Annotated in this window: 19 protein-coding genes and 1 pseudogene; 3 read left to right on the plus strand and 17 right to left on the minus strand. The window is 68.2% G+C overall.

All coding sequences use genetic code 11. The annotated features are described in order from the left end of the window. Positions 1–212 precede the first annotated feature (212 nt). Complete coding sequence (locus tag AB0N89_RS01650) at positions 213–578, minus strand: metalloregulator ArsR/SmtB family transcription factor (protein WP_364199070.1); 366 nt, start codon at positions 576–578, stop codon at positions 213–215. Between the two features lie 272 nt (positions 579–850). Between AB0N89_RS01650 and AB0N89_RS01655 the strand changes: the two genes are divergently transcribed. Continuing rightward, entirely contained in the window at positions 851–1519 is a 669-nt protein-coding gene (locus tag AB0N89_RS01655) for a hypothetical protein (RefSeq protein WP_364199072.1), read from the plus strand. A 17-nt stretch (positions 1520–1536) separates the two neighbouring features. Here AB0N89_RS01655 and AB0N89_RS01660 read toward each other — a convergent pair whose 3' ends face one another. The 15 genes and pseudogenes from AB0N89_RS01660 to AB0N89_RS01730 form a co-directional block, all read right to left on the minus strand. Next, positions 1537–1686: a hypothetical protein gene (locus AB0N89_RS01660; protein ID WP_364199074.1), complete on the minus strand. Its 150-nt coding sequence runs from the start codon at positions 1684–1686 to the stop codon at positions 1537–1539. A gap of 134 nt (positions 1687–1820) precedes the next feature. After that, complete coding sequence (locus AB0N89_RS01665) at positions 1821–2171, minus strand: beta/gamma crystallin domain-containing protein (protein WP_364199076.1); 351 nt, start codon at positions 2169–2171, stop codon at positions 1821–1823. A gap of 168 nt (positions 2172–2339) precedes the next feature. Continuing rightward, on the minus strand, positions 2340–3161 hold the full coding sequence (gene map / locus AB0N89_RS01670) for a type I methionyl aminopeptidase (RefSeq protein ID WP_364199078.1): 822 nt from the start codon (positions 3159–3161) through the stop codon (positions 2340–2342). Positions 3162–3240: 79 nt separating this feature from the next. After that, complete coding sequence (locus AB0N89_RS01675) at positions 3241–4605, minus strand: diaminobutyrate--2-oxoglutarate transaminase family protein (RefSeq protein WP_364199080.1); 1365 nt, start codon at positions 4603–4605, stop codon at positions 3241–3243. After that, complete coding sequence (locus tag AB0N89_RS01680; RefSeq protein WP_364199082.1) at positions 4602–8666, minus strand: Pls/PosA family non-ribosomal peptide synthetase; 4065 nt, start codon at positions 8664–8666, stop codon at positions 4602–4604. The genes AB0N89_RS01675 and AB0N89_RS01680 overlap by 4 nt, the downstream gene beginning before the upstream one ends. After that, positions 8663–9931, minus strand: a complete 1269-nt coding sequence (locus AB0N89_RS01685; RefSeq protein WP_364199084.1) for an aspartate kinase — start codon at positions 9929–9931, stop codon at positions 8663–8665. Before AB0N89_RS01685 ends, AB0N89_RS01680 begins: the two co-directional genes overlap by 4 nt. Positions 9932–10673: 742 nt before the next feature. Then, positions 10674–10898 (minus strand): DUF3105 domain-containing protein, encoded by a 225-nt coding sequence (locus AB0N89_RS01690; protein WP_364199086.1) that lies wholly within the window; start codon positions 10896–10898, stop codon positions 10674–10676. A 38-nt stretch (positions 10899–10936) separates the two neighbouring features. Then, positions 10937–11965, minus strand: coding sequence for a hypothetical protein (locus AB0N89_RS01695; protein ID WP_364199088.1), 1029 nt, complete (start codon positions 11963–11965; stop codon positions 10937–10939). Between the two features lie 66 nt (positions 11966–12031). Next, positions 12032–12826, minus strand: a complete 795-nt coding sequence (locus AB0N89_RS01700; RefSeq protein WP_364199090.1) for an HPF/RaiA family ribosome-associated protein — start codon at positions 12824–12826, stop codon at positions 12032–12034. Further along, a complete protein-coding gene (locus tag AB0N89_RS01705) occupies positions 12823–13053 on the minus strand; it encodes a universal stress protein (RefSeq protein WP_364199092.1) in 231 nt (76 codons plus the stop codon). Before AB0N89_RS01705 ends, AB0N89_RS01700 begins: the two co-directional genes overlap by 4 nt. Before the next feature lie 80 nt (positions 13054–13133). After that, positions 13134–13505: pseudogene (locus AB0N89_RS01710) on the minus strand (CBS domain-containing protein); the annotation flags it as partial. Between the two features lie 13 nt (positions 13506–13518). Beyond that, positions 13519–14445 (minus strand): universal stress protein, encoded by a 927-nt coding sequence (locus AB0N89_RS01715; RefSeq protein WP_364199094.1) that lies wholly within the window; start codon positions 14443–14445, stop codon positions 13519–13521. A 155-nt stretch (positions 14446–14600) separates the two neighbouring features. Then, positions 14601–15398 carry a hypothetical protein gene (locus tag AB0N89_RS01720; protein WP_364199096.1) on the minus strand — a complete coding sequence of 266 codons (798 nt, stop codon included), beginning with the start codon at positions 15396–15398 and terminating at the stop codon, positions 14601–14603. Between the two features lie 155 nt (positions 15399–15553). Continuing rightward, positions 15554–16237 (minus strand): ABC transporter ATP-binding protein, encoded by a 684-nt coding sequence (locus AB0N89_RS01725; protein ID WP_364199098.1) that lies wholly within the window; start codon positions 16235–16237, stop codon positions 15554–15556. Then, the gene (locus tag AB0N89_RS01730) at positions 16234–17316 is read right to left on the minus strand and encodes an FtsX-like permease family protein (protein WP_364199255.1); all 1083 of its coding nucleotides are present in this window, start codon (positions 17314–17316) and stop codon (positions 16234–16236) included. The genes AB0N89_RS01725 and AB0N89_RS01730 overlap by 4 nt, the downstream gene beginning before the upstream one ends. Before the next feature lie 171 nt (positions 17317–17487). Between AB0N89_RS01730 and AB0N89_RS01735 the strand changes: the two genes are divergently transcribed. Together AB0N89_RS01735 and AB0N89_RS01740 are read left to right on the plus strand one after the other, a co-directional pair. Continuing rightward, positions 17488–18663, plus strand: coding sequence for a sensor histidine kinase (locus AB0N89_RS01735; RefSeq protein WP_364199100.1), 1176 nt, complete (start codon positions 17488–17490; stop codon positions 18661–18663). Further along, entirely contained in the window at positions 18660–19295 is a 636-nt protein-coding gene (locus AB0N89_RS01740) for a response regulator transcription factor (protein ID WP_364199102.1), read from the plus strand. Before AB0N89_RS01735 ends, AB0N89_RS01740 begins: the two co-directional genes overlap by 4 nt. A 181-nt stretch (positions 19296–19476) precedes the next feature. Here AB0N89_RS01740 and aztD read toward each other — a convergent pair whose 3' ends face one another. After that, entirely contained in the window at positions 19477–20643 is a 1167-nt protein-coding gene (gene aztD / locus AB0N89_RS01745) for a zinc metallochaperone AztD (RefSeq protein WP_364199104.1), read from the minus strand. Positions 20644–20645 lie beyond the last annotated feature (2 nt).

The raw sequence follows: 20645 nt of genomic DNA on the forward strand, positions 1-20645 counted from the left end.
CGCTCCAGGGCAAGATGACCGAGCACGACGGACTGTCACGACGGAGGACCATGTGGAGCTGTGCGGGACCCCCATCTTCGACTCGCTGGTCGAGGAAACGAGGAGGGCGACCTCTCGGGGCGGCGACGGCGATTCCGAATTGACCGGGAAGCATGCCGATAACGGTCAGGACAGCGACGACGATCGCACGCAACGGCAATCCACGTGACGATTCACCGCGTTTCCGGTGAATTCGCTTCCTCGGGAGCCGCACTGGAATTCTGCAGATCGTCGAGCAATTCCAGCTGACCGGTGATGACACTGGTGAGAATTCCGCGCGCGACGGCGAGCAGTTCGGCCACCGACGGGCTGGTCAGCGAGTAGGACACGGTCGTCCCGTCCTTGCGGGGCACCACCAGCCTGGCCCGGCGCAGCACCGCGAGCTGCTGGGACAGGTTGGCGGGCTCGATACCGAGGTCGGCGAGCAGTTCCGAGACGCGATGGTCCCGCTCGCTGAGGAGTTCGAGCACCCGGATCCGGACGGGATGCCCCAGCGTCTTGAAGAATTCCGCCTTCACTTGATACAGGGGTCTGCTCATCGGTATCCCTCCGCCACCCGGGGAGGGATCGGTCCGGCCGTCCGCATGACAACAATCGTGCCCGACCACACCGCCCGCGAAACAACACCCCGCGCGGAACGACGGCTACCGCACCCGATCAGGGCATAGCCTGCGTTTTTCTTCAACCCCAGCACACACCGTTTAGTTGCATAATTATGCAAGTTTGCACACCCAGAGAAGGCGAGAGAACCTGTGAGCCACGGCATGCGGGATTCCGCGAGCGCCACCCGGCCTGGCACGAGGAGTGAACGGTGACGACACGCCACCCGGTCCCCGCCGCCAACCGGGCCCATCTGGTGCTCGCCGCACGCGCGGCGGAGCTGGCCGATCTCGCCGTGAACACCGCCCGGGCGGACGCGACAGCCGATCGCGACACGCCTGCCGCACTGGATCACGCCGGCCTGATCGGGATGGCGCGGCAGATCCTCGACGCGGCCGTGGTCGCCGCGAGGCTCGACGGAAAGACCTGGCAGGAGATCGCGAAGTCGCTCGACGACGCGACACCGCAATCCGCGCGGAGCAGGTACTGGCCCGCGGTCGCGCGGTTCCGGGCGGATCCCTTCCCCTCGCAGGACGCCCGCCGCGAAGGCGTGCCGGGACACACCGCGCGGACGTCCTTCCGGCTGCGCCGCGTGCCGGTCCCGGAGCAGCAGCAACCCGAAGCGCCCGCCGAGACTCCCCCGCAGGCCGCGCGCCTCGCGCTCGTCACGATCCCGTCCGCACAGGACGGCACCGAGACCGAACGCGAACCGGCGGCCACGGACACGCGACTGAAGATCGCGGAAAGGCTGGTCGCCGCCTACGAGCGGATCGCGACCAACGACAGGCAGCCGCCGCAGTGGATCCTGGACGGCCTGGCCCACGCCCGCCGCACCGCCGCGGAACTCCGCGCCGACGCCGCGGGCACCTCCACCGAATGAGCTCGGCGAGCCCGCCGCTACGCCGAGGTCGCGAGACCGGCTTCGCGGTCGAGTTCCTGCTGGTCTTCGGTCCGCGTCCGCGACACCATCTTCGCGACCAGGTCGAAGATCGGCGTCGCTTCCTGCGGGAAGGTGACGCTCTGCTGATTCGCACTCTCGGCGATCATGAACTGCTGCTCCTCTAGAGTGACGACTACTGCGACCGTTCACTCTAACGGCCGCGCCATGGTGACGGGTCGTATTCAGCGTTTTCGACCGAATTTCCCGCCACCGTGGCGCCCGACCCGCCACTGTCGGGCTGTCACCAGATGCGCACCTCGTACACGCGGACGGTGCCGGAGAAGCCCACACCCTGCCAGTAGCCGAGGGTCGACGACTCGTACCGGCCGTTGCGCTCGTAGTTGACCGTCACCTTGTTGTTGCCCGAGTTGACGTTGTAGACGCCGCCTATGTTCGTGCCCGTGACGCCGGCGTTCGCGAAGCACTTGTTGGTCCCCATGCCGTTGCCGAACGAGATGTCCAGCTTCACGAAGTCGTCCCTGTTGCCGCAGGCGACCTCACCGATGGCGAAGGCAGGGCTCGCCGGGATCGCGACGAGCAGGCCGAGGGCGGCCGCACCGACGACGGAAAGCCTCTTGAGACTCTTTCGCATGGTGACTGGATTTCCTTCCTCGCAGGGATGATCGCCCGTTCGTTCATCGGGCACGAGCGAGCGCATCCACGACAGAACGGCGAGGAACGAAAAGTCCGTGACACTGCCTCTTGCGCGCCCGTCACTGACCGAAAAGACAGGAAGGCGCCGGGGCTCACCCGAAGAGGCTCAAGAATCCTTTGTGGACAATTGTCCGGGCCCGGTCCGCGCAGCCGGGTTCTCCTGCTCGCGACGGGTGAGCACCAAAGGGGCGTCCTCGGTGACGGCCACCGTGTGCTCGGTATGGGCCGCGCGCGAGCCGTCGGCCGAGCGGATGGTCCAGCCGTCGGGGTCGAAGACGATCCGGTCGGTCGTGCGGGCGAACCAGGGTTCGAGCGCGAGAGTGAGTCCCGGCTGGAGCTTCATGCCACGGCCCGCTTTGCCCTTGTTGGGAACGTGGAGCTCCTCGTGCATGGTGCGGCCGATGCCGTGGCCGCCGAACTCCGTGTTGACCGGATAGCCGTGATCACGGGCGACCGCCCAGATGGCGGCCGAGATGTCACCCAGCCGGTTGCCGGGACGCGCCGCCTCGATCGCCGCTTCCAGCGCTTCCTCGGTGGCGCGGACGATCCGCAGGTCCTCCTCGGCGGCCGTCCCGACGATGACCGTGCGCGCGGAGTCGGCGGCCCAGCCGTCGATCCTGACCGCGAAGTCCGCGGTGAGCACGTCGCCGTCGCGCAGCGTGTAGTCGTGGGGCAGGCCGTGCAGGACCGCGTCGTTGACCGCCAGGCAGATGACGTTCCGGAACGGACCCTTGCCGAAGGAAGGCGCGTAGTCCCAGTAACACGACTCGGCCCCGCGCCGTTCGATCATGCCGCGTACGTGGTGTTCCAGGTCCATGAGGTTGACACCCACGTCGGCGAGCCCGCCGACCTCGGTGAGCACCTGGGCCACGAAACGCCCGGTCACGTGCATGCGCTCGATCTCGTCGGGCGTCTTCAGTTCGATCACGGAAGCCTCGCGTCCAGGGTTGGTATTATCATACCGGCACCGTAGCACGGGGCGGTATGATAATACCAACCCGTCGAGCCTATCGGCCCACGACGCACTGCTCCACGGCGTCGAGCAGGATCGTGCAGGCGAACTCCATCTCCTCCTCGCTCACCGTCAACGGGGGCATCAGGCGGATCACGCCGTCGTCGCGTCCGCCGAGTTCGACGATCAGCCCGTGCCGCAGCGCGTACGCCTGGACGGCGCGCGCGTACCCACTCGCCGGGCTCCCGTCACGGGGATCGGCCAGCTCGATCCCCCACATCAGCCCGAGGCCGCGGAACTCACGGACCCAAGGATGATCTCGCAGCACCCCGAGCCGTCTTTCGAGTTGCCGCCCGCGATCACGGACATTGCCGAGCACGTCGTCGCGCCGGACGATGTGGACGGCCGCGGTACCCGCCGCGAACGCGGCCTGGTTACCCCGGAACGTGCCTGTGTGCGCACCGGGCGCCCAGCCGTCCAGCCGTTCGTCGTAGAGGATGACCGCCACCGGCAACCCCATCCCGCTCAAGGCCTTCGAGGCGATGATGACGTCGGGCTCGATGTCGTACTGCTCGAACGCGAACCAGGTCCCGGTGCGGCCGCAACCGGTCTGCACCTCGTCGACCACCAGCGGGATGTCCAGCTCCGCGGTCAGCGCCCGGACGCGCCGCACGAAGTCGCGGTCCGCCGGGATGACCCCGCCCTCGCCCTGCACCATCTCCAGGATCACGGCGGCGGGAAGCGGAATGCCGCCGTTGGGATCGCGCAAGGACCGCTCCAACATACCGACGCAGTTGGTCGCGCAGGTCTCCCGCGCGAGGCCCAGTGGACAGCGGGCGCAGTAGGAGTACGGGAAGAAGTGCACCCCGGGCACCCCGTTGGCGATCGGCCGTTTCTGGGCGACGAGCCCGGTCAACGCCATCGCCGCGTGGCTCGATCCGTGGAACCCGCCCTGGAAGGTCACCAGGTCGCCGCGTCCGGTCGCGGTCTTGCAGAGCTTGATCGCGGCGTCCACCGCGTTGGCCCCGCCCGGACCGCAGAAGTGCATCCGCATCCGCGAGCGCATCTCCGGCGGCAGCATGGACAGCTGGGCGTCGACGAACTCGCGTTTCGCCGGCGTCGGGAAGTCCAGGCCGTGGGTGAGCACCGACAGCTGGTCGGCGGCCGCCTGCACCAGCTCGGGATGGTTGTGCCCAAGGGACAGCACCCCCGCGCCCGCCAGGAAGTCGAGGAAGACGTTCCCGTCCATGTCCCGGATGTAGCTGCCCTCCCCGCCCGCGATCGCGATCGGCAGGTTGCGCGGATAGGCCCGCGCGCTGGACTCCCACTGTCGCTGGTGTTCGAGGAATTCGGCCGAGCGCGGACCCGGCAGGTCGCCGTCGACCCGCGGCGCCGGTCTCGCGGTGTGGGTGTAGGTCATGGCAGCCTCCTTGCCGCGGTGATGACTTCCGCCGTGTCGAGCTCGACCGCCGGATTGGCCTGCCAGCACGTGCGTGCCGGGGCCGTGGTGCCCTTCATCAGGAACGCGTCCGCCTCGGCGATCGCGCCTTCCGCCATCGTCACTCCGTAGTGGATGAAGGCACCGGTGCCGATCGTGCAGGCCGGGCCGACGGAGATGTAGTCGGATTTGAACGTGCCGTCCTCGAGCGAGTGCGACTGCAGAACGGTGTGCAGGTTGAGCGTGCAGTCGTCGCCGACACTCACCAGGGACCGTTCCGGGATCGCGCATCCGTCGTCGAAGACGCGACGTCCGATCCGGACACCGAGGCAGCGGTAGAGGAAGGCCTTGAACGGCGTCCCGTTGAACAACGCCAGGAAGCGCGCGGGACTGAGCTTCCAGTACCGCTCGTGCCGCCAGAACACCCGGTCGTAGATCGAGCAGAACCGCGGTCGCAACGGCCGGAAGCCCTGCACGGCGCGTTCGGCCAGGATGAAGAACGCGACCGTGAACAGCAGCGAGGCCACGATGCCGCCGCCGACGGCGAGCGGGCCGAACCGGTCGTGCGCGATGCTGGCCGCCGTCCCGACGAGGGTGATGCCGAGCAGGTGGAGCCAGTGCACCAGCATGTAGACGAAGATGGTGCCGATGTTGTGCCGGTTCTTCGCCCGCAGGCTCCGGCGCAGGCCCTCGCCGGTGCTGAGGTGCTCGAACCCGCTGTCGCGGCGGACGTTCCGGGGGATTTCGAACGCCGGCGATCCCAGCAGGCCGACGTTCTCCCGGATCGGTCCGTCCAGGGGCACGAGGACCTTGGTGGCCAGAAGGACGTTGCGGCCGACTCGCGCCTCCGGTGGGAACGCGATCTCGTTGCCCAGGAAGGCTTCCGGTGCGATGGCGGTCCGGCGCAACCGGAACGACGACGCGGAGAAGTCCGCGTTCAGCATCGACAGGCCGTCCGAGACCATCGTCCCGGTGCCGACCGTGGTGAGGAACGGCGTCTCGTGCTTGACCTCGACCCCGAAGTTCGATCCGGTCTGGTGGACCTTCGACAGGTCGTACCCCAGAGCGCGCAGGTAGTACACGATGAAACTGCTGTCACCGAACAGATAGGTGTACGCGCGGAGGTTCGTCAGCCGGGCGATCAGCCGCTGGATCCCGAAATGCGCGCCGTACAACGGGTAGACCCGGTCCGGCCGGAGGAACAGGTTGAGCAGGCGCGGGACCGTGAGGACCAACGCCAGGCCCGCGAGGGTCCCCCCGAAGTACAGCAACGCCGAACCGACGATCTGATCCCGGTAGAAGGCCCAGCTGGTGAAGTCCGCCGTCGCGGTGAACAGGCGGTCGACGACCAGATCCGAACCACCCAGGGTCGCCGGAAGCGTCACCAGCAGCATGAGCAGCAAGCTGGACACGCAGAAGGCGAACGACCGGAACCTGCCGCGCGCCACCGTTCCCAGTGCCCGATAGTCCACTGTGGAAAGACGGGCGGGCGAGCCGTGCCAGGACTCGCCGTCGGGCACGCTCTGTCCGGTGTTCAAGGACGACGAATGGCCGAGCTGCGCGTCGTCCCCCAGCGCGGTGTCGATGTCGAGCACGGTCATCTCGCCGACGAACGCGTGGTCGCCGAGGGTGACCATGCCGGTCTGGATCCAGCCGGCCCTGGCGCGGTAGCACGAGAAGAAGGCGTCCTTCCGGATGACGGCGCCCGCGCCGACCTTGAGCAGATCGGTACAGACCGGTGGGTTCCGGGACAGGATCAAGGCCCCTTTGCCGATGTCCGCGCCGAGCGCCCGCAGGTACCAGGTGTACAACGGGGTGCCGATGAACAGCATCAGCGGACTGAACCTGATCAGGGTCTTGACCGTCCAGAAGCGCAGATAGCCGGGACTCCACAGCGGGATCTCCCCCGGTTTCCACCGCCCGACGATCGTCCACTTCGCCACGATCGGTACCACCGACAGCACGACGAACGCGACGAACGCGAATCCGACCGCACGCAGGTAGATGTCGACGATCCCGGTCGTCGCGGCGATCCAGGCGAACCCCTTGTCCAGGATCCAGCCCGCGCCCGCGGCGTAGGCGAGGAAGACGACGAGCTGGAACAGTCCACAAAGGAGATAGGCCGTGGTGGACGCCCGGCGCGGTTCCTCGGCAAGGGCGACCGCGCCTTCGGGTGACGCGGGCGCCAATCCGGCCAGACCGCGAACGGTCGGGTTGAGGTACACGTCCTTCGCCGACAACGGGGCGACTTCGCCGCGTTCCCGCACCTGGGTACAGAACTTGGCCAGCAGCAGCGAGTCCGCGCCGTAGTCGTCGAAGAAGTGTCCCGTCGCCGAGATCCGCTCGATCCCGAGGACCCGTCCCAGGGCCTCGGCCAGGTGCCGTTCGGTCTCGGTGGCCGGCTCCACGTAGTCGACGTCGCTCGCCGTTCTTCGCGGATTGGTCGGAGCCGGAAGGTTCTTCCGGTCCGCCTTGCCCGCCGGCGTCAGGGGAATGTGGTCGAGCTGTTCGAGATAGGCGGGCACCATGTAGCCCGGCAGCAGCTCTCCCAGACGTCGGCGCAGCTCTCCGGCGTCGACGGTCGCCCTGTCGCGGCGCAGGCTGTAGTAGGCGACCAGTTCGGTCGTACCGGCCTCCGGGTGATGGGTCTCGACCACCGCTTGGGCGATCCCGGGTATCTGCAGCAGGACCGATTCGATCTCCGTGAGCTCGACCCGGTAGCCGCGGATCTTCACCTGCGTGTCGGCCCGGCCGTGGTACTCGATCTCGCCGTCCGGGGTGATCCTGCCCAGATCACCGGTGCGATAGATGCGGTGCGACGGGTTGTGCCCGATGTCGAGGAAGTCCGGGATGAACGCGCGCTCGGTCAGGTCCGGCCGGTTCAGATAGCCCCCGGCGAGCCCGATCCCGGCGATGCCGATCTCCCCCAGTTCCCCCGCGGCCAGTGCTCTCGGTTCATCCGGGTCCAGGATGACGACGGAGTAGGTCGGCAGGGGGACCCCGATGGTCACCGGCCGATCCGGTCTCAGCACCGACCAGGTCGCGGTGACCGTGGCCTCGGTCGGGCCGTAGACGTTGAGGAATCGCCGGTCCGGGTGATACCAGCGGCGGACGAGGTCCTCGGGACACGCCTCACCGGACACCAGGAGGAACCGCAGCAACGGCAGATCCTCGTCGAGGCTCGCCAACAGGGTCGGGACGCAGCACAGCGCGGTGACCCTGTTGTCCCGCAGGAACTCGAGGAGCTCATGGCCGACGAGACTGGTACCGCCGGGTTTCGGCACGAGCGTCGCGCCGCACATCAAGGGAACCCAGATCTCCTCGACCGAAAAGTCGAAGGCGATCGTCATTCCCTGGTAGACCCGATCGGTGCCCTGGATGCCGTAGACGTCTGCGGCGACACTGACGAAGTTGCAGATCGCGGCGTGGTCGATCGTCACGCCTTTCGGCCGCCCGGTCGAGCCGGACGTGTAGACGATGTAACAGAGTTCGTCCGCCGGAGCGCCTTTCTCGGCAGGGCTGAGCCGCCCTCCCGGCAGGGCCGCGATCCGGTCCGCGTCGTCGTCGAGACAGAGCAGGTCGACGCTGCCCGGCTCGAACCGGTCGCGCAGACCGGAGATCGACAGCACCAGCCGGACGCCCGCGTCCTGGACGATGTAACCCAGCCGGTCGTCGGGAAAGCCCGCGTCCAGTGGCACATACGCCGCGTTGACCTTGAGCACCGCCAGCATCGCGATGTAGGGATGGACCGGTTCGTCGAACAGCAGCCCGATCCGATCACCGGGAAGCACCCCGTGCGCTCGCAGGTGACGGGCGAGGCGATTGGCCTGCTCGTCCAGTCCGGCGAAGGTGAGCTTGGTTTCCCCGGTGTCCACCGCGAGGCGGTCGTCCAGGCCGTCGGCGTGCAACCGGTCGCAGAGCCGCTCGTACAACTGCTCGAATCGATCGCCGACGTGCCAGCGAACCCGCTGTTCGTGGCCGTCGCATGTCAGGACCAGGCCGTCGGTGGTGAACAGACCCGACGGCTGGCCGTACGGGCTCATGTCCGGTCCTCCGCCAGGCCGAACGACTCGTGCAGGGCACGGACGGTCGCATCGACGGCGTCGGCGGGAATCACCGCCGTGAGGCGGGACTGCGAGGTCGTCATCGCCGGCACCGTGACCCGGTGATCGGCGAGGACCCGCAGCAGCTCGGGCAAGAAACCGGGTGGATCGAGCAACGCGGTGCCGACGACGGAAACCGAGCCCAGCTCCTCGAAAACCGTGGAACGAGCGTCCAGTTCCATCGCGAGTTCCGTGATCGGCTGTCCGAGCGGCTCCGAACCCCGGACGGTGAAGCGCAGTTCGCCGGGATCGGGCCAGCTCAGGTTCTCCGGCTTCACACCGCATCCGGCGAGCGTCGTCAGCACGCGGGCGTACTGATCCGGGTTGGAGCCCGCGACCTCGACCCGGACCAGCCGCACGTCGCGTTCGTGGGCGATGCCGATGACGCGGGGAGTGCCCTCCAGCGGCGATTCCCCCGCCGTGACAACGGTCGAAGGACCGGGATCGGAGGAATGCGTCACCCGCACGGCCACCCCGTGACGGCGCGCGAGTTCGACGGATCTGGGGTGCAGCACCCGGGCGCCGACCCCGGCGAGCTCCACCATGGCGTCGTAGGAGATCTCCTCGACGGGTTTGGTGTCCGGCACGATCCGAGGATCGGCAGTGCGCACGCCGTGGACGTCGGTGCAGATCTCGCATTCGGGACCGCCGAGCGCGGCCGCGAGCGCGACCGCGGTCGTGTCGGAGCCGCCTCTGCCCAGGGTCAGCAGTTCGCCGCGCGCGTCACGGCCCTGGAAGCCGGCGACCACGACGACCTGCACGTCACGCAGCCGGGCGAGGATCTTGTCCGGGTCGATCCGGACGATCGTTCCCGCCCCCGCTTCGCCGCTCACCTCGATTCCGGCCTGGTCTCCGGACAGCGAAACGGCCTCGACACCGCGCTCGGCCAAAGCCATGGCGAGCACCGACGCCGAGACCTGTTCGCCTGTCGCCATCAACTGGTCGAGTTCACGTGGAGACGGTGGCTCGGCGAACTCCCCGGCCAAGGCGACCAGCCGGTCGGTGGTGTCCCCCATGGCCGAAACCACCAGGACCACCCGAGCCCCCGCCTCGACTAGCGATGCCACCTCGGTGGCCACATCACCCACCATCCGGGGTGTGGCGAGCGACGATCCGCCGTATTTTCGTACGACCAGCCCCTCGGTTCGTACCTTGCGTAAAGGCGGGTCCAAGCTGACTTCAAGATCTTGGGTCGAATTCACCATTTTCCTTAATAGAACGCCGTTATGGCTGGGTTTACATTTGGACAGAGCCGTCCTCGAATCAGCCCACCGCGAATAGACGCATTCACGGGTTGCACTGCAGCGAGCGGGCCAAGCGCGTCGCGCAGTCGGGATGACAGCATTGGAAAGTAGTGCGAGAAACTTTGAACGGGTACCTCCATCCGTACGAAAGGTCAATCATGGGGTTCGCACGACATAAGTCGGCGACAATGCGCAAGGGCATACGTACGAACAGCCCACTTCGATGGAATTAGAGCAGACGAATGAAGCGTTAGGATTTACTTCGAAATTCGAGAAAACAGTCGCCGGGCGAGGCGGAATGAATTTAACCACCCATCGGAAGTTGCGAGATCCTTTTACCGCTCCACCAGCCGGGAGAAACCCGTCAAAGGGGCCATGACGCCCTATGCGGACGAAACCCAGCATTTTCCCCGCCGTTCAGAGTCGAGTCACCCCGGACCTCGACGCCGTTCAGGAACGGTCACACCACGTCTTCGGGCGGTCGAATCCCATAATGCGGGTCGAGTTGCGCCACCCCGCGTCGTTTGCAGTCCGTCCCACACGCTGTCGAACCGGATGAGAACGCCCCGCTGACCGGGATGGCATTTTTGTGCGAGACCACGCGGTCGGTGTCTAGCGAACAATGCCGGAAACCGGTTCAGCGATCACAAACCCCACCAATGGGACTTGCCGCAGGATACGCCGCGAAAGAACGGATTCGCACCTAACGCAATGGGTTCCCGATGCCACCGTCGCACGGTGCACCTTTCTCGACCGACTGCGGACCCGCACGATAAACATCGGCGAATCGCGCGATCCGTGGTGCCGCGGGATCGTCCACGGCGAGTTCCCTTCCCCACGCGGTCGCCACCACGTGTGCGGGCTGTCCGTGGTACGGACTGAGCAAAATGTGGTGTTTTCCCCTGATCAGAGTGCTCGGAAAGGCCACGTAATGAGCCGCCGCTCGCCCGCACCGTCTGGAGGCGGCTACCGGTCGAGTTGGGAAACTCGCCGGCTTTCACCACGGCGGTCAACGCCTACGCGATGCTCGGCAAGGCTTCCACGGCGCTCTCCGTCGCACGCGAGGGTCAACGGCTGGCGGAGCGTCACGACGACCTGGTCCGCACCGGGTTGCCATTTCTCCGGCTCGCCGAGGGATACACGTTGTCGTTCGCGGGCAGGTTTTCCGAGGCGCGGGACGTCGCCGAAAAAGGCGGTCAGTCCGCTGTGCAAGTCGGCGACCCCGGCCTCATCGCGGCTTGGTCGGCGCTGTCCGGGCTGATCTCGCAGCTGCGCGGGGAGCTCCGCGCCGCCGTCACCTCGCTGCGCGAAACCGTCGCCATCGAGACGGTGCAGGACCCGACCGGCAGCCTCCACCTGCACGAGATGACCCTCGCCGGGACACTGGCGATGAGCGGAGCCGTCGAACTCGTGGACAAGGCCTCCGCGGACGGCTCGGGAACGGCGATCAAACGACTGTTCCGGCCACACGCCGAAGCTCATCGCGCGTGGGTCACCGCCGTCCGCGGTGACGTGCGAGGCGCCGCCGAGATCGCGCTCGGCGGCGCGGAGATCGCCAGGGAAGCCGGGCTTTCGTGCATGGAAGCGGTCGTACTGTACGAGGCCGCGCGATTCGGCGCGGCGAGGCAAGTGGGGAAACGCCTGAAGGTGCTCGCGGAGGTCGTCGAGGGCGATCTCGCCGGCGTCTACCGTGACGCCGCATCGGCACTGGCGGCAAGCGACGAATCCGCTCTGCTCGCCGCGGCGGACGCGTTCGCCACGCTGCCCGCTCCCCTGCTCGCCGCCGAGATGCTGACAGCGGCGGGGCGAGTGGCTCAGGAGGCGGGGCAGGCACGACGGGCGGGCGTGGCCTTCGCGAGAGCACGCGAGCTGGCGCGATGTTGCCCGACCGCACGAACCCCGGGGCTCGACAACGGCGGTGGTACCCAGCAGCTCACCCCGAGGGAACGCGAGATCGCGCGGCTGGCCGCGGCTGTCCGTCCGGACCGTGGACAACCATCTGGCCCATGTCTACGACAAGCTCGGCATCTCCAGCAGGATCGAACTCACCGCGCTGTTTCGTTAGCCGGTCTTCTCGACGGCAGGGGTGATCAGGCCGTAGTGGCCGTCGTACCGGCGATAGAGCAGATTGCCGCGAGCCCGGTCGAGGTCGAGAAAGAAGAGGAACGGCAAGCCGAGCACGCCGAGCCGATGCATCGCGTCGGTCGTCGTCAGGACCGGTGCCGGTCGCCCGCTGACGGTCACCGCGAGCCTGAACGGGCTGAGGAGGTGCGGCCCCGGCGGCGTCGACTGCGCCAGCCGGTGCAGAGTGGGCCCGGCGTGGTAGAGCACGCTGTCCTGCCCCGTCCCCGATTCCGTGAACAGATGGAAGTCGTAGTCGAGCAGGTGCATCTCGAAGAACGCTTCGTCCACAGTGGAACGACCGAGCGAGTAGGTCTTGCGCCGGACGATCTCCGGTTCGCCCTCCGGCCGGGGAAACCACCGCGTCGGTCTGCCCGAGGGCGAGTCGTGGCGCCATTCGCCGGGGTCGACGTCCGGACGCCGCCCGCGTCTGGCGTCCCAGTAGTGGGCGCTCCGCTCCAGCTGAAGCCGCAGTTTCCCGTCCAGGCGTTCGATCGCCTCTTCGGCGGTCGGCGCGACGACCTGGGCCCGCAGCCGCCGTCCGCCCACGTCGAGGTTCGCCTGGGCGACCACGGGATTCCCGTGTCCGCTCAGCCGTACCGACGCGGCGAGGACAGGACGACGGGTGAGCCCGAAGAGCCGCTTCACCTTGCGCCCGGCACGTTCGGCGAGCGCGGGCGGAAGGTCGCCGCGGACCGTCACGTGGACGTCCGGTGTCACTTTCGTCCGGGTCACGTTCGCTCTCCCTCCACCGAAAGCGGTTCCTCGTACCGGATGCCGAACGCCGGAACCACCCCCGGACGGACGACGGCGATCGGACACGGCGCGCGCACCGACGAGTCCTGATTGACCGCGCCGAGCAGGAGCCCCCCGAACCCGCTGTCACCACGCGTCCCGACCACGATCAGCCCGGCACGCTCGCCGTACTCCATCAGCACCCGGCCAGGACGCCCCTTGACCACGAGGCACTCCGACACGACGTGCGGGAACTCCACGGCGACACGATTGATGTGCTTCTCCAGGGACCGCAGGAAGAGCTCGCGCGCGTGAGGATCCCCACCACCTTCGCACCGTCCACAATGGGCATCGCGCGGATCTTCCCGTCGAGCAGGGCCCTGCCGACCTCCGCGAGATCCGCCCCGGCGCTCATCCCGGTCACCGGTGTCGTCATCACCTCGGCCACGGTGGTTCCCGGCACGGCCTGGCCGTCCGGACGCCCCTCCGACCGGATGTCCTCGGGGAACCGGTCGCGGATCAGATCCGCCTCGGTCACGATGCCGATCAAGCGGTCGTCGTCGTTCACCACCGGCAGGGCGGTGAAACCGTGTTCGGTCAGTACTTCGGCGGCGCGTTTGGCGGCCGTCTCCGGTGTGACGGTGACGACCGGTCTCGTCATCAGATCCCTTGCCCGCATGTCGTCTCCCACCTCAGGTTCGTGCGACGGCACCGGACTCGACAGGCACCGCGGGCCGGATGACGGCGACGGGACACTCCGAATGGGTGACCAATGCCTGGCTCGTCGAGCCGAGGAGCATCCCCTCGAATCCGCCTCGTCCCCGGCAGCCGACGACGACCAGGCGTGCCCGAGTGCCGAATTCGAGCAGGGTGCGGATGGGGCGCCCCCGGCGCACGACGATCTCGACCGGAACATCCGGGTACTTGTCCTGCCAAGGGGCCACTTGCTCTTCGACCGACTTCCGCTCTTCCGCCTCGATCTCCGCCGGATCGACGTCGAAGAGATGCGGCCGGACCGCGCCGTGGTCCACCACCTCGGACCAGGTCCGGACGACGGTCAGCCCGGCGTCGCGCAGCCTCGCCTCGTCGAAACCGAACCCGAGGGCGGCTTCGCTGGTGGGAGAACCGTCCGTGCCGACGACGATCCGGCTGTCTTCGGGCAAGGGATCGTCGGGCCGCCGTCCACGGGCCACGACGATCGGGCAATGGCCGTGCCGGGCGAGCGAGACCGCGGTGGAGCCGATCAACGGCCCGGTGAACCCGCCCAGCCCTCGTGACCCCAGCACCACCATCGTCGCCGTCGTCGATTCCTGGATCAGCGCGGGCACCGCGCTCCATTCCCGGACCGCGGATTCGACGGGCAGCTCCGGAAACCGGCCCAGGATCGCTTCCCGTGCCTGGAAAATCCATTCTTGGCCCTGGTGCGCGAACCCCACGCGGATCGTTTCCTCCGGAGGAAGGACCCCTGGCATCTTCGCGACCGGGACCCGATAGACGTGGACGAGCCGGAGCGGCAATCCGCGCAGTGAAGCGTCGTCCGCCGCCCACAACGCAGCCGTCCTCGCGGCCGGGGACCCATCGATCCCGGCGACGATCGCCCCTTCGGTGGCGCCCGGCATCCCTGCTCCTCTCGACGTGGGTTCGACGGCCCCAAGTCTCGAACGGCGGAGCGGTGTGATCGCAGAGGATGAAGTCCCGCGGCCCTCGGCCGTCGGTCCCGTTCCCGTGCCGGTGTAGCCCGGCACGAAAGGGCGAAAGTCCCTATCGGCGGGAATCAGCCGGGGAAACGGCCCCGATGGTGGTGGAGGTCTTCGAGAGCGTCGAGCGTGGCTGTCCGGCGGTACCAGTGGAGCCAGGCCGCCGTCTGGAAGGCGATCCGGGACAGTTCCTCGCGGGTCGCCCTCGACGGCCCCTGTCCGGAGCGCCGGTAGTGAACGGAAACCACGCCTTCACACCCGTTCGGTCCGGACAGGGGCACGCTGTACACGGCCCGGACGTTCTCGTCGACGAGGGCTTCCAGCGCCGGTCGATCGAAAATGCTCGACTTGGTGACGTCGGCGACCGTGATCGGTTCACGGACACGCAAGGCGATACCGCACGCGGTCGCATCGCCTTCCACATGGGCGAAGTGCTGGAAGAATTCCGTGGAGAATCCTTCGGCTCGCTCCAGTTTCAGGCCCGTCCGATTCGTGGTCACGGACTGGATGTCGCCCTGGGCGGTTTGGGCTCGATCGGTCACACGGTCCAAGGCCGCCCACAGCAGACCCGTCGGCCGGATCGCGGACGACGCGGGCAGGAAGTCGAGTTCCGGCGCGCTCCGCCACACCCGCGGCGGAAACCAACGACCGTCTGCCCACGGTCGAGGCGCGACGAGCAACGCCCTGGCCAGAGCGTTCGACCCCACGTGATGGCGGAGGGCGGCGGTTCGCAACGCCTGGATCGCCGTCGGCGCGTCGGCCAGTTCGTACCGCGCCATCAGAACTCCGGCCGCGTGCTCCAACGTCGCCCGGTCGCGCAAATGCGTCAGGAGGGCATCAATGTCGATCGGCTGCCCATTCACGGCAGTCGACATCCGCTGAGTCCCGTTGTCGCCCGACATCACTCCAGGCGGATCGCTGTCGCGCGGCATCCAGACGGCAGCCGCATCGAGACACGCCACGGATTCCACTATCCGCTTTCCCCTACCGCCGGACAAGATGGTTTTTGCCACCGAAGGCATCACGAAACTCAGGTCACCGATGCGGGCATGCTCAGCCTCCCGTCGTGGACTTCGGCGATCCGGTCCACCGCGCCGAGATGGAAACGGTCATGAGTGACCAGAACGGTGGCGGTGCCGCGATCGTGGGTGAGCCGGGTGATCAGTTCGACGATCGCGGCACCGCGTTCGTGGTCGAGGGCGCTAGTCGGTTCGTCGATCAGCAGCACGGTCGGCTCGTTCATCAACGCGCGGGCGATGTTCACCCGCTGCCGTTGCCCGCCGGAGAGCTGATGCGGACGTCGTCGCGCCTGCGGTGCGAGCCCGACGGCGTCGAGCAGGTCCATCGCCGCGCCATGTGCCTTGGCCGGAGAGCGACCGTCGATCCGCGCCATGACCTGAAGTTGTTCGACGGCCGTGAGCGAGGGCAGCAGATTGGGTTGCTGGAAGACGATCCCGATCCTGCGGCGGCGCAGTTCGGTGAGCTCGCCCCGGGTCAGGCCGGTGGTCACGGTGCCGTCGACGGTGACGGTCCCGTCGTCCGGGGTGATGAGGGTGGCGGCGACGGCGAGCAGGCTCGACTTGCCGGAGCCGGAAGGCCCGGCGACCGCGGTGAGCGCACCCGCCGGAACATCGAGCGTGACGTCGTCGAGGGCGGTGAGGCGGGAGTCGCCGTCGGGATAGGTGAGGGTGACGCCGGTCAGGTTCAGGCTCATCGGGCACTCCCCAATGCGGTCAGCGGGTCGACGGAGGTGATGCGGCGGACGGAAAGGGCGGCTCCCAGCGCGCCGAGCAGGATCATCACGGTGGCCGGAACGAGCACGGTGGCCGGCGTCAGCAGGAAGGGAACGGCGGAGCCTGCGACCAGAGCGCCGAGGCCGACGGCGAGACCTGTTCCGACTGCGGTGCCGCCGACGAGAAGCACGACGGCCTGGCCGAGCGCGTCCTTCAGCAGGAAACCGGTGCCGGCCCCCAATGCCTTGAGAACGGCGATGTCGCCTCTGCGCTGGATGGTCCAGACGGTGAAGAACGCACCGATCACGAGTGCGGAAATGGCGAACAGGAAGCCTCGCATCAGTTGCAGCGAGCCGTTCTCGGAGGTGTAGGAACCGATCGCGGACAACGAGTCGCTCTTCGAAACCGTCTTGGTGCCCAAGGCGCCGTCGGTGGCGGCGACGTCAACGTCCTCGGCGGCGGTCAGCGCGAGCACGGTCGCACTCGGCGTGCCGCCCACGGGTGGCGCCGTTCTCGCCCACACGTCGAGGCCGGCCCACACCACCGGGGTGTGGCTGAACCAGGCGTCCCCCGAGACCGCGGCGACCGTCAGCGGACGCCCGGCCACGGAGACGGTGTCCCCGCTCCGGACGCCCAGATCCTCGGCGGCGGACGTCGACAGCACCACCGAGTCACCTGTGATCACATCGCTGTCCGGAGCGAGCGCCGAACCGGCCCGGACACCGAACACGGAGATCCCGGCGCTGCGGTTGCCCGCCGTGGCCTTGGTGGTGGCGATGCCCAGCGGCTCGGCGCCGGTGACACCCGGGGTCTCGGCCCACTGCCGTCGCTGTGTCTCGGTGAGAGCGGAATTGGCATAGGAAAGGTTCTGCCCGTCGCCAGGTGCCGCGAAGACGATCTTGTCCGCGGGCAACCCGGTGATCGCGGATATGTTCTGCTCGCCCAGCCCCGCGGTGAGCCCCGACAACAGGCCTACCAGCAGGGTTATCAGCACGACTACGGCCCCCATCAGGGCGAATCGCCCTTTGGCGAATCTCAGGTCTCTCCAGGCGACGAACACGGCTCCGGTCTGTCCTTTCGGCGGGGCGGGCTGGTACCTCTCCACGATCGCCGCCGACCCCCTGCAGAGACATCTGGCCGGAGACCACACTTCGCGAACCGGAAGGCGGCACGCCGCCTCTACCTTTGGATAGAGGCGTGCCCCGATCTGGCTCCGTAGCCTGGACACATTGTGATCACCACGCCCGCTTTGACCCCGACCAGCAGGGTGCTGACCTGGTGTCTGCACCTGCTGCTCTTCGCCCTGCTCGCGTTGGCGGCCGTGCGGGCGGTGGCGGCCGACGCACCGCGAGCGGCGGCGGTCGTCGCGACCGCGCTGGCCTGCGGCGCGGTGTACGCGGTCGGCCCGCTCCTGCCCAGCGTCAAGACGTCGCGGCGAGCCGCCGCGTGGTGGTTGCTCGCGGTGGGCGTCGTGTGGCTGGCCCTGCTGGCGCTGACCCCGGACGGCGTATGGGTCGCCTTCCCGCTGTACTTCCTGCAGTTGCACCTGCTGTCGCGTCGCCAAGGGCTGGTCGCGGTGATCGCGACCGCATTGGCCGCGATCACGGCGTTCGCCGCCCATCAGGGCGCCTTCGTCCCGGCGGCGGCGATCGGCCCGGTCCTCGGCGCCGCGGTGGCGGTCGCCGTCGTCTGGGGATACCAGGCGCTGTACCGCGAAAGCGAACGGCGACGGAACTTGATCAAGGAGCTCACCGCCGCCCACGCGGACCTCGCGGAAGTCCAGCACGAGGCGGGCGTGCTCGCCGAGCGGGAGCGGCTGGCCCACGAGATCCACGACACCCTCGCCCAAGGGCTGTCGAGTATCCAGCTCCTGCTGGTCGCCGCCGAAAGAACACTTCCCGACACCGCCGGGACCGCCGCCCGCTACGTGGAGCAAGCCCGCCAGGCGGCCGCGGACAACCTCGCCGAAGCCCGTCGTTTCGTCGTCGCCCTGGCCCCTCCCGCGCTCGACGGCACCACGCTGACCGACGCGCTCAAACGGCTGTGCGCCACCACCAGCGTCCGGCACCGGATCACCGCGCGGTTCCACCTCAGCGGCACCCCCGTGCCGTTGCCCACCACGCACGAGGTCGCGTTGCTGCGCATCGGCCAGGCCGCGCTCGCGAACACCGTCCGCCACGCCGAGGCGTCCACCGCCGAGGTCGCCCTGAGCTACCTGGGCGGGTACGTCACGCTCGCCGTCGTGGACGACGGGATCGGCTTCGACTCGGAACACAGCGGCTTCGGCCTGACCGCGATGCGCTCACGGGCCGAAGCACTGGCCGGAACGCTCACCGTCGGTTCCGTCCCCGGCCACGGCACCACGTTGTCCGTGCGATTGCCCGTCGAGCCCAAGGAACGTCCGTGACCGAACCCCCGATCCGTCTCCTTCTGGCCGACGACCACCCGATCGTCCGAGCCGGGCTGCGCGCCGTACTGGAAACCGAACCCGGTCTCGTCGTGACGGCCGAAGCCGCGACAGCGGAGGACGCGGTGGCCCGCGCGGCGGAAGGCGACATCGACGTCGTGTTGATGGACCTGCGCTTCGGCTCCGGCATGACCGGCGCAGAAGCGACCGCGGTGATCACCGCACGCCCGGACGCGCCGCGCGTGCTGATCGTCACCACCTACGACTCGGACGCCGACACCCTGCCCGCCATCGAAGCGGGCGCCACCGGCTACCTCCTCAAGGACGCCCCGCCCGAAGACCTGGCGGCCGCCGTACGCACCGCCGCGGCAGGACGCACCACGCTGGCCCCGACCGTCGCCGACCGGCTCATGAGCCGCATGCGGATGCCGACCGCGGCGCTGACCCTGCGAGAGATCGAGGTGCTGGTCCTGGTGGCCGACGGCCTGTCCAACCGGGCGATCGCCGACAGGCTTCACCTGACCGAGGGCACCGTGAAGTCCCACTTGGCCCGCAGCTACACCAAACTCGGCGTCGACTCACGCACCGCCGCCGTCGCCACCGCGACCGACCTCGGTCTCATCCGCCGCTGACCGGGGGTCGACGATGGAGAAATCGAGGCGCTCGACCCTGAGGCGAACTTGACGATCATCAGGTCCGTGAAGGCCTCCTTGAGGGAGCCAGAGTCCCTCAAGGAGGCCTTCACGGACAGTCCCTGCGATCAAGCGCGGCCAGAATCCGGGTACCAGGTCCCGTTCGGCCGAACCCGAGCCTTTACCCGCCGAGCACTCCGCTGACCTCGTTCGGCGTGCCCGCAAGCGTGCCGGTCGCGGTCTTCGTGCCGGAGGCGAGATCGACCGAGTGGATCTCCTTCTTGCCGGGATCGGTCACGTAGGCGGTTCCGCCCCGGACGAAGATCGCCGGACGCGGCTGCTGCCATTCCAGCGGTTCCTGCCACGAACCGAGCACGGCGATCTTCCGCGTCACCACACCCGACACCGGGTCGATCACGTGGATCTGGCCGTCGGTGCCCAGCACCAAGGCCTCGCCCTGAGGGCCGCGGGCCAGCGACCGGAACGTGTAACTGGTCCCGAGGTCGACGTGCTTGAGCGTGGCCTTCTCCGTGTCGATCAGGGACACGCGGTTCGAGCGTTCGAGCTCGGCGTCCTTGTCCACCTTGTAGTCGCCCAAGGTGATCGGCGAGACGTCCGAGCCCGCCTGGTTGCCGATCCGCCCGTAGGGGTCCGGGCTCGTGACCTTGGTGATGACACCGTTCCGGTAGATCAGCGCACCGGTTTCGCAGCCGACGACGACCGCTTCGCCGCGCGCGGCGGCTTCACCGTGCACGCCGGGGCACTGCTCGTTGCGCGTGATCTCCTTCTTGTCCTTGTCCAGCACCACGATTCCGGACCGCTTGTCCTTGTTCCCGACCGTGGTGACCAGTTCGCCGTTCGCGAGCTCGACGGCCACGCCGTGATGCGCCTCCGGCGTCTTGTGCTGCGGTGAAGGCAACGCTCCGGAGCCGATCGTCTTCGGATCGAACACCGTCACCTCGCCGGTCCCGTCGGCGAACAGCACGGTCTTGCCGGCGTGCCGGACGACGTGACCGGGCTTGCTCGCTTTCACCTCGGTGTCCGTCAGCACGGCGCCGACGGCGTCGAGGACACGGAACCCGGTGGACGTCGAGACCATGAGATGCCGGTCGTTCCCGGCGGGGTTGATCCGGTTGAAGCCCTCCAGCGGGAAGTCCTTGGCCACCTTCAAGGTCTTACCGTCGAGCAGGAGGATCCCGCCGTCGTAGGTGACGGCCACCGGGTCCGCGACGGCGGGCGCCGCGTCCTTCTGAGGTTCCGCAGCGGGTTGCTCGGTCCCGCAGGCGGCGAGCGCGAGGGTGCTCACCGTCGTCGCCATCAACGCGACGTATCGGGCTTTTCGTGCCATTT

This window comes from Amycolatopsis sp. NPDC089917 (assembly GCF_040684635.1).
Taxonomy (GTDB): Bacteria; Actinomycetota; Actinomycetes; order Mycobacteriales; family Pseudonocardiaceae; genus Amycolatopsis.

Excerpts from the sequence above, each read along its gene's own strand:
- AB0N89_RS01665 (WP_364199076.1), bottom strand. The coding sequence starts at position 2,171 with ATGCGAAAGAGTCTCAAGAGGCTTTCCGTCGTCGGTGCGGCCGCCCTC.
- AB0N89_RS01715 (WP_364199094.1), bottom strand. The coding sequence starts at position 14,445 with ATGCCGGGCGCCACCGAAGGGGCGATCGTCGCCGGGATCGATGGGTCC.
- AB0N89_RS01650 (WP_364199070.1), bottom strand. The coding sequence starts at position 578 with ATGAGCAGACCCCTGTATCAAGTGAAGGCGGAATTCTTCAAGACGCTG.
- AB0N89_RS01725 (WP_364199098.1), bottom strand. The coding sequence starts at position 16,237 with ATGAGCCTGAACCTGACCGGCGTCACCCTCACCTATCCCGACGGCGAC.
- aztD (WP_364199104.1), bottom strand. The coding sequence starts at position 20,643 with ATGGCACGAAAAGCCCGATACGTCGCGTTGATGGCGACGACGGTGAGC.
- AB0N89_RS01680 (WP_364199082.1), bottom strand. The coding sequence starts at position 8,666 with ATGAGCCCGTACGGCCAGCCGTCGGGTCTGTTCACCACCGACGGCCTG.
- AB0N89_RS01675 (WP_364199080.1), bottom strand. The coding sequence starts at position 4,605 with ATGACCTACACCCACACCGCGAGACCGGCGCCGCGGGTCGACGGCGAC.
- AB0N89_RS01685 (WP_364199084.1), bottom strand. The coding sequence starts at position 9,931 with ATGGTGAATTCGACCCAAGATCTTGAAGTCAGCTTGGACCCGCCTTTA.
- AB0N89_RS01720 (WP_364199096.1), bottom strand. The coding sequence starts at position 15,398 with ATGTCGACTGCCGTGAATGGGCAGCCGATCGACATTGATGCCCTCCTG.
- AB0N89_RS01660 (WP_364199074.1), bottom strand. The coding sequence starts at position 1,686 with ATGATCGCCGAGAGTGCGAATCAGCAGAGCGTCACCTTCCCGCAGGAA.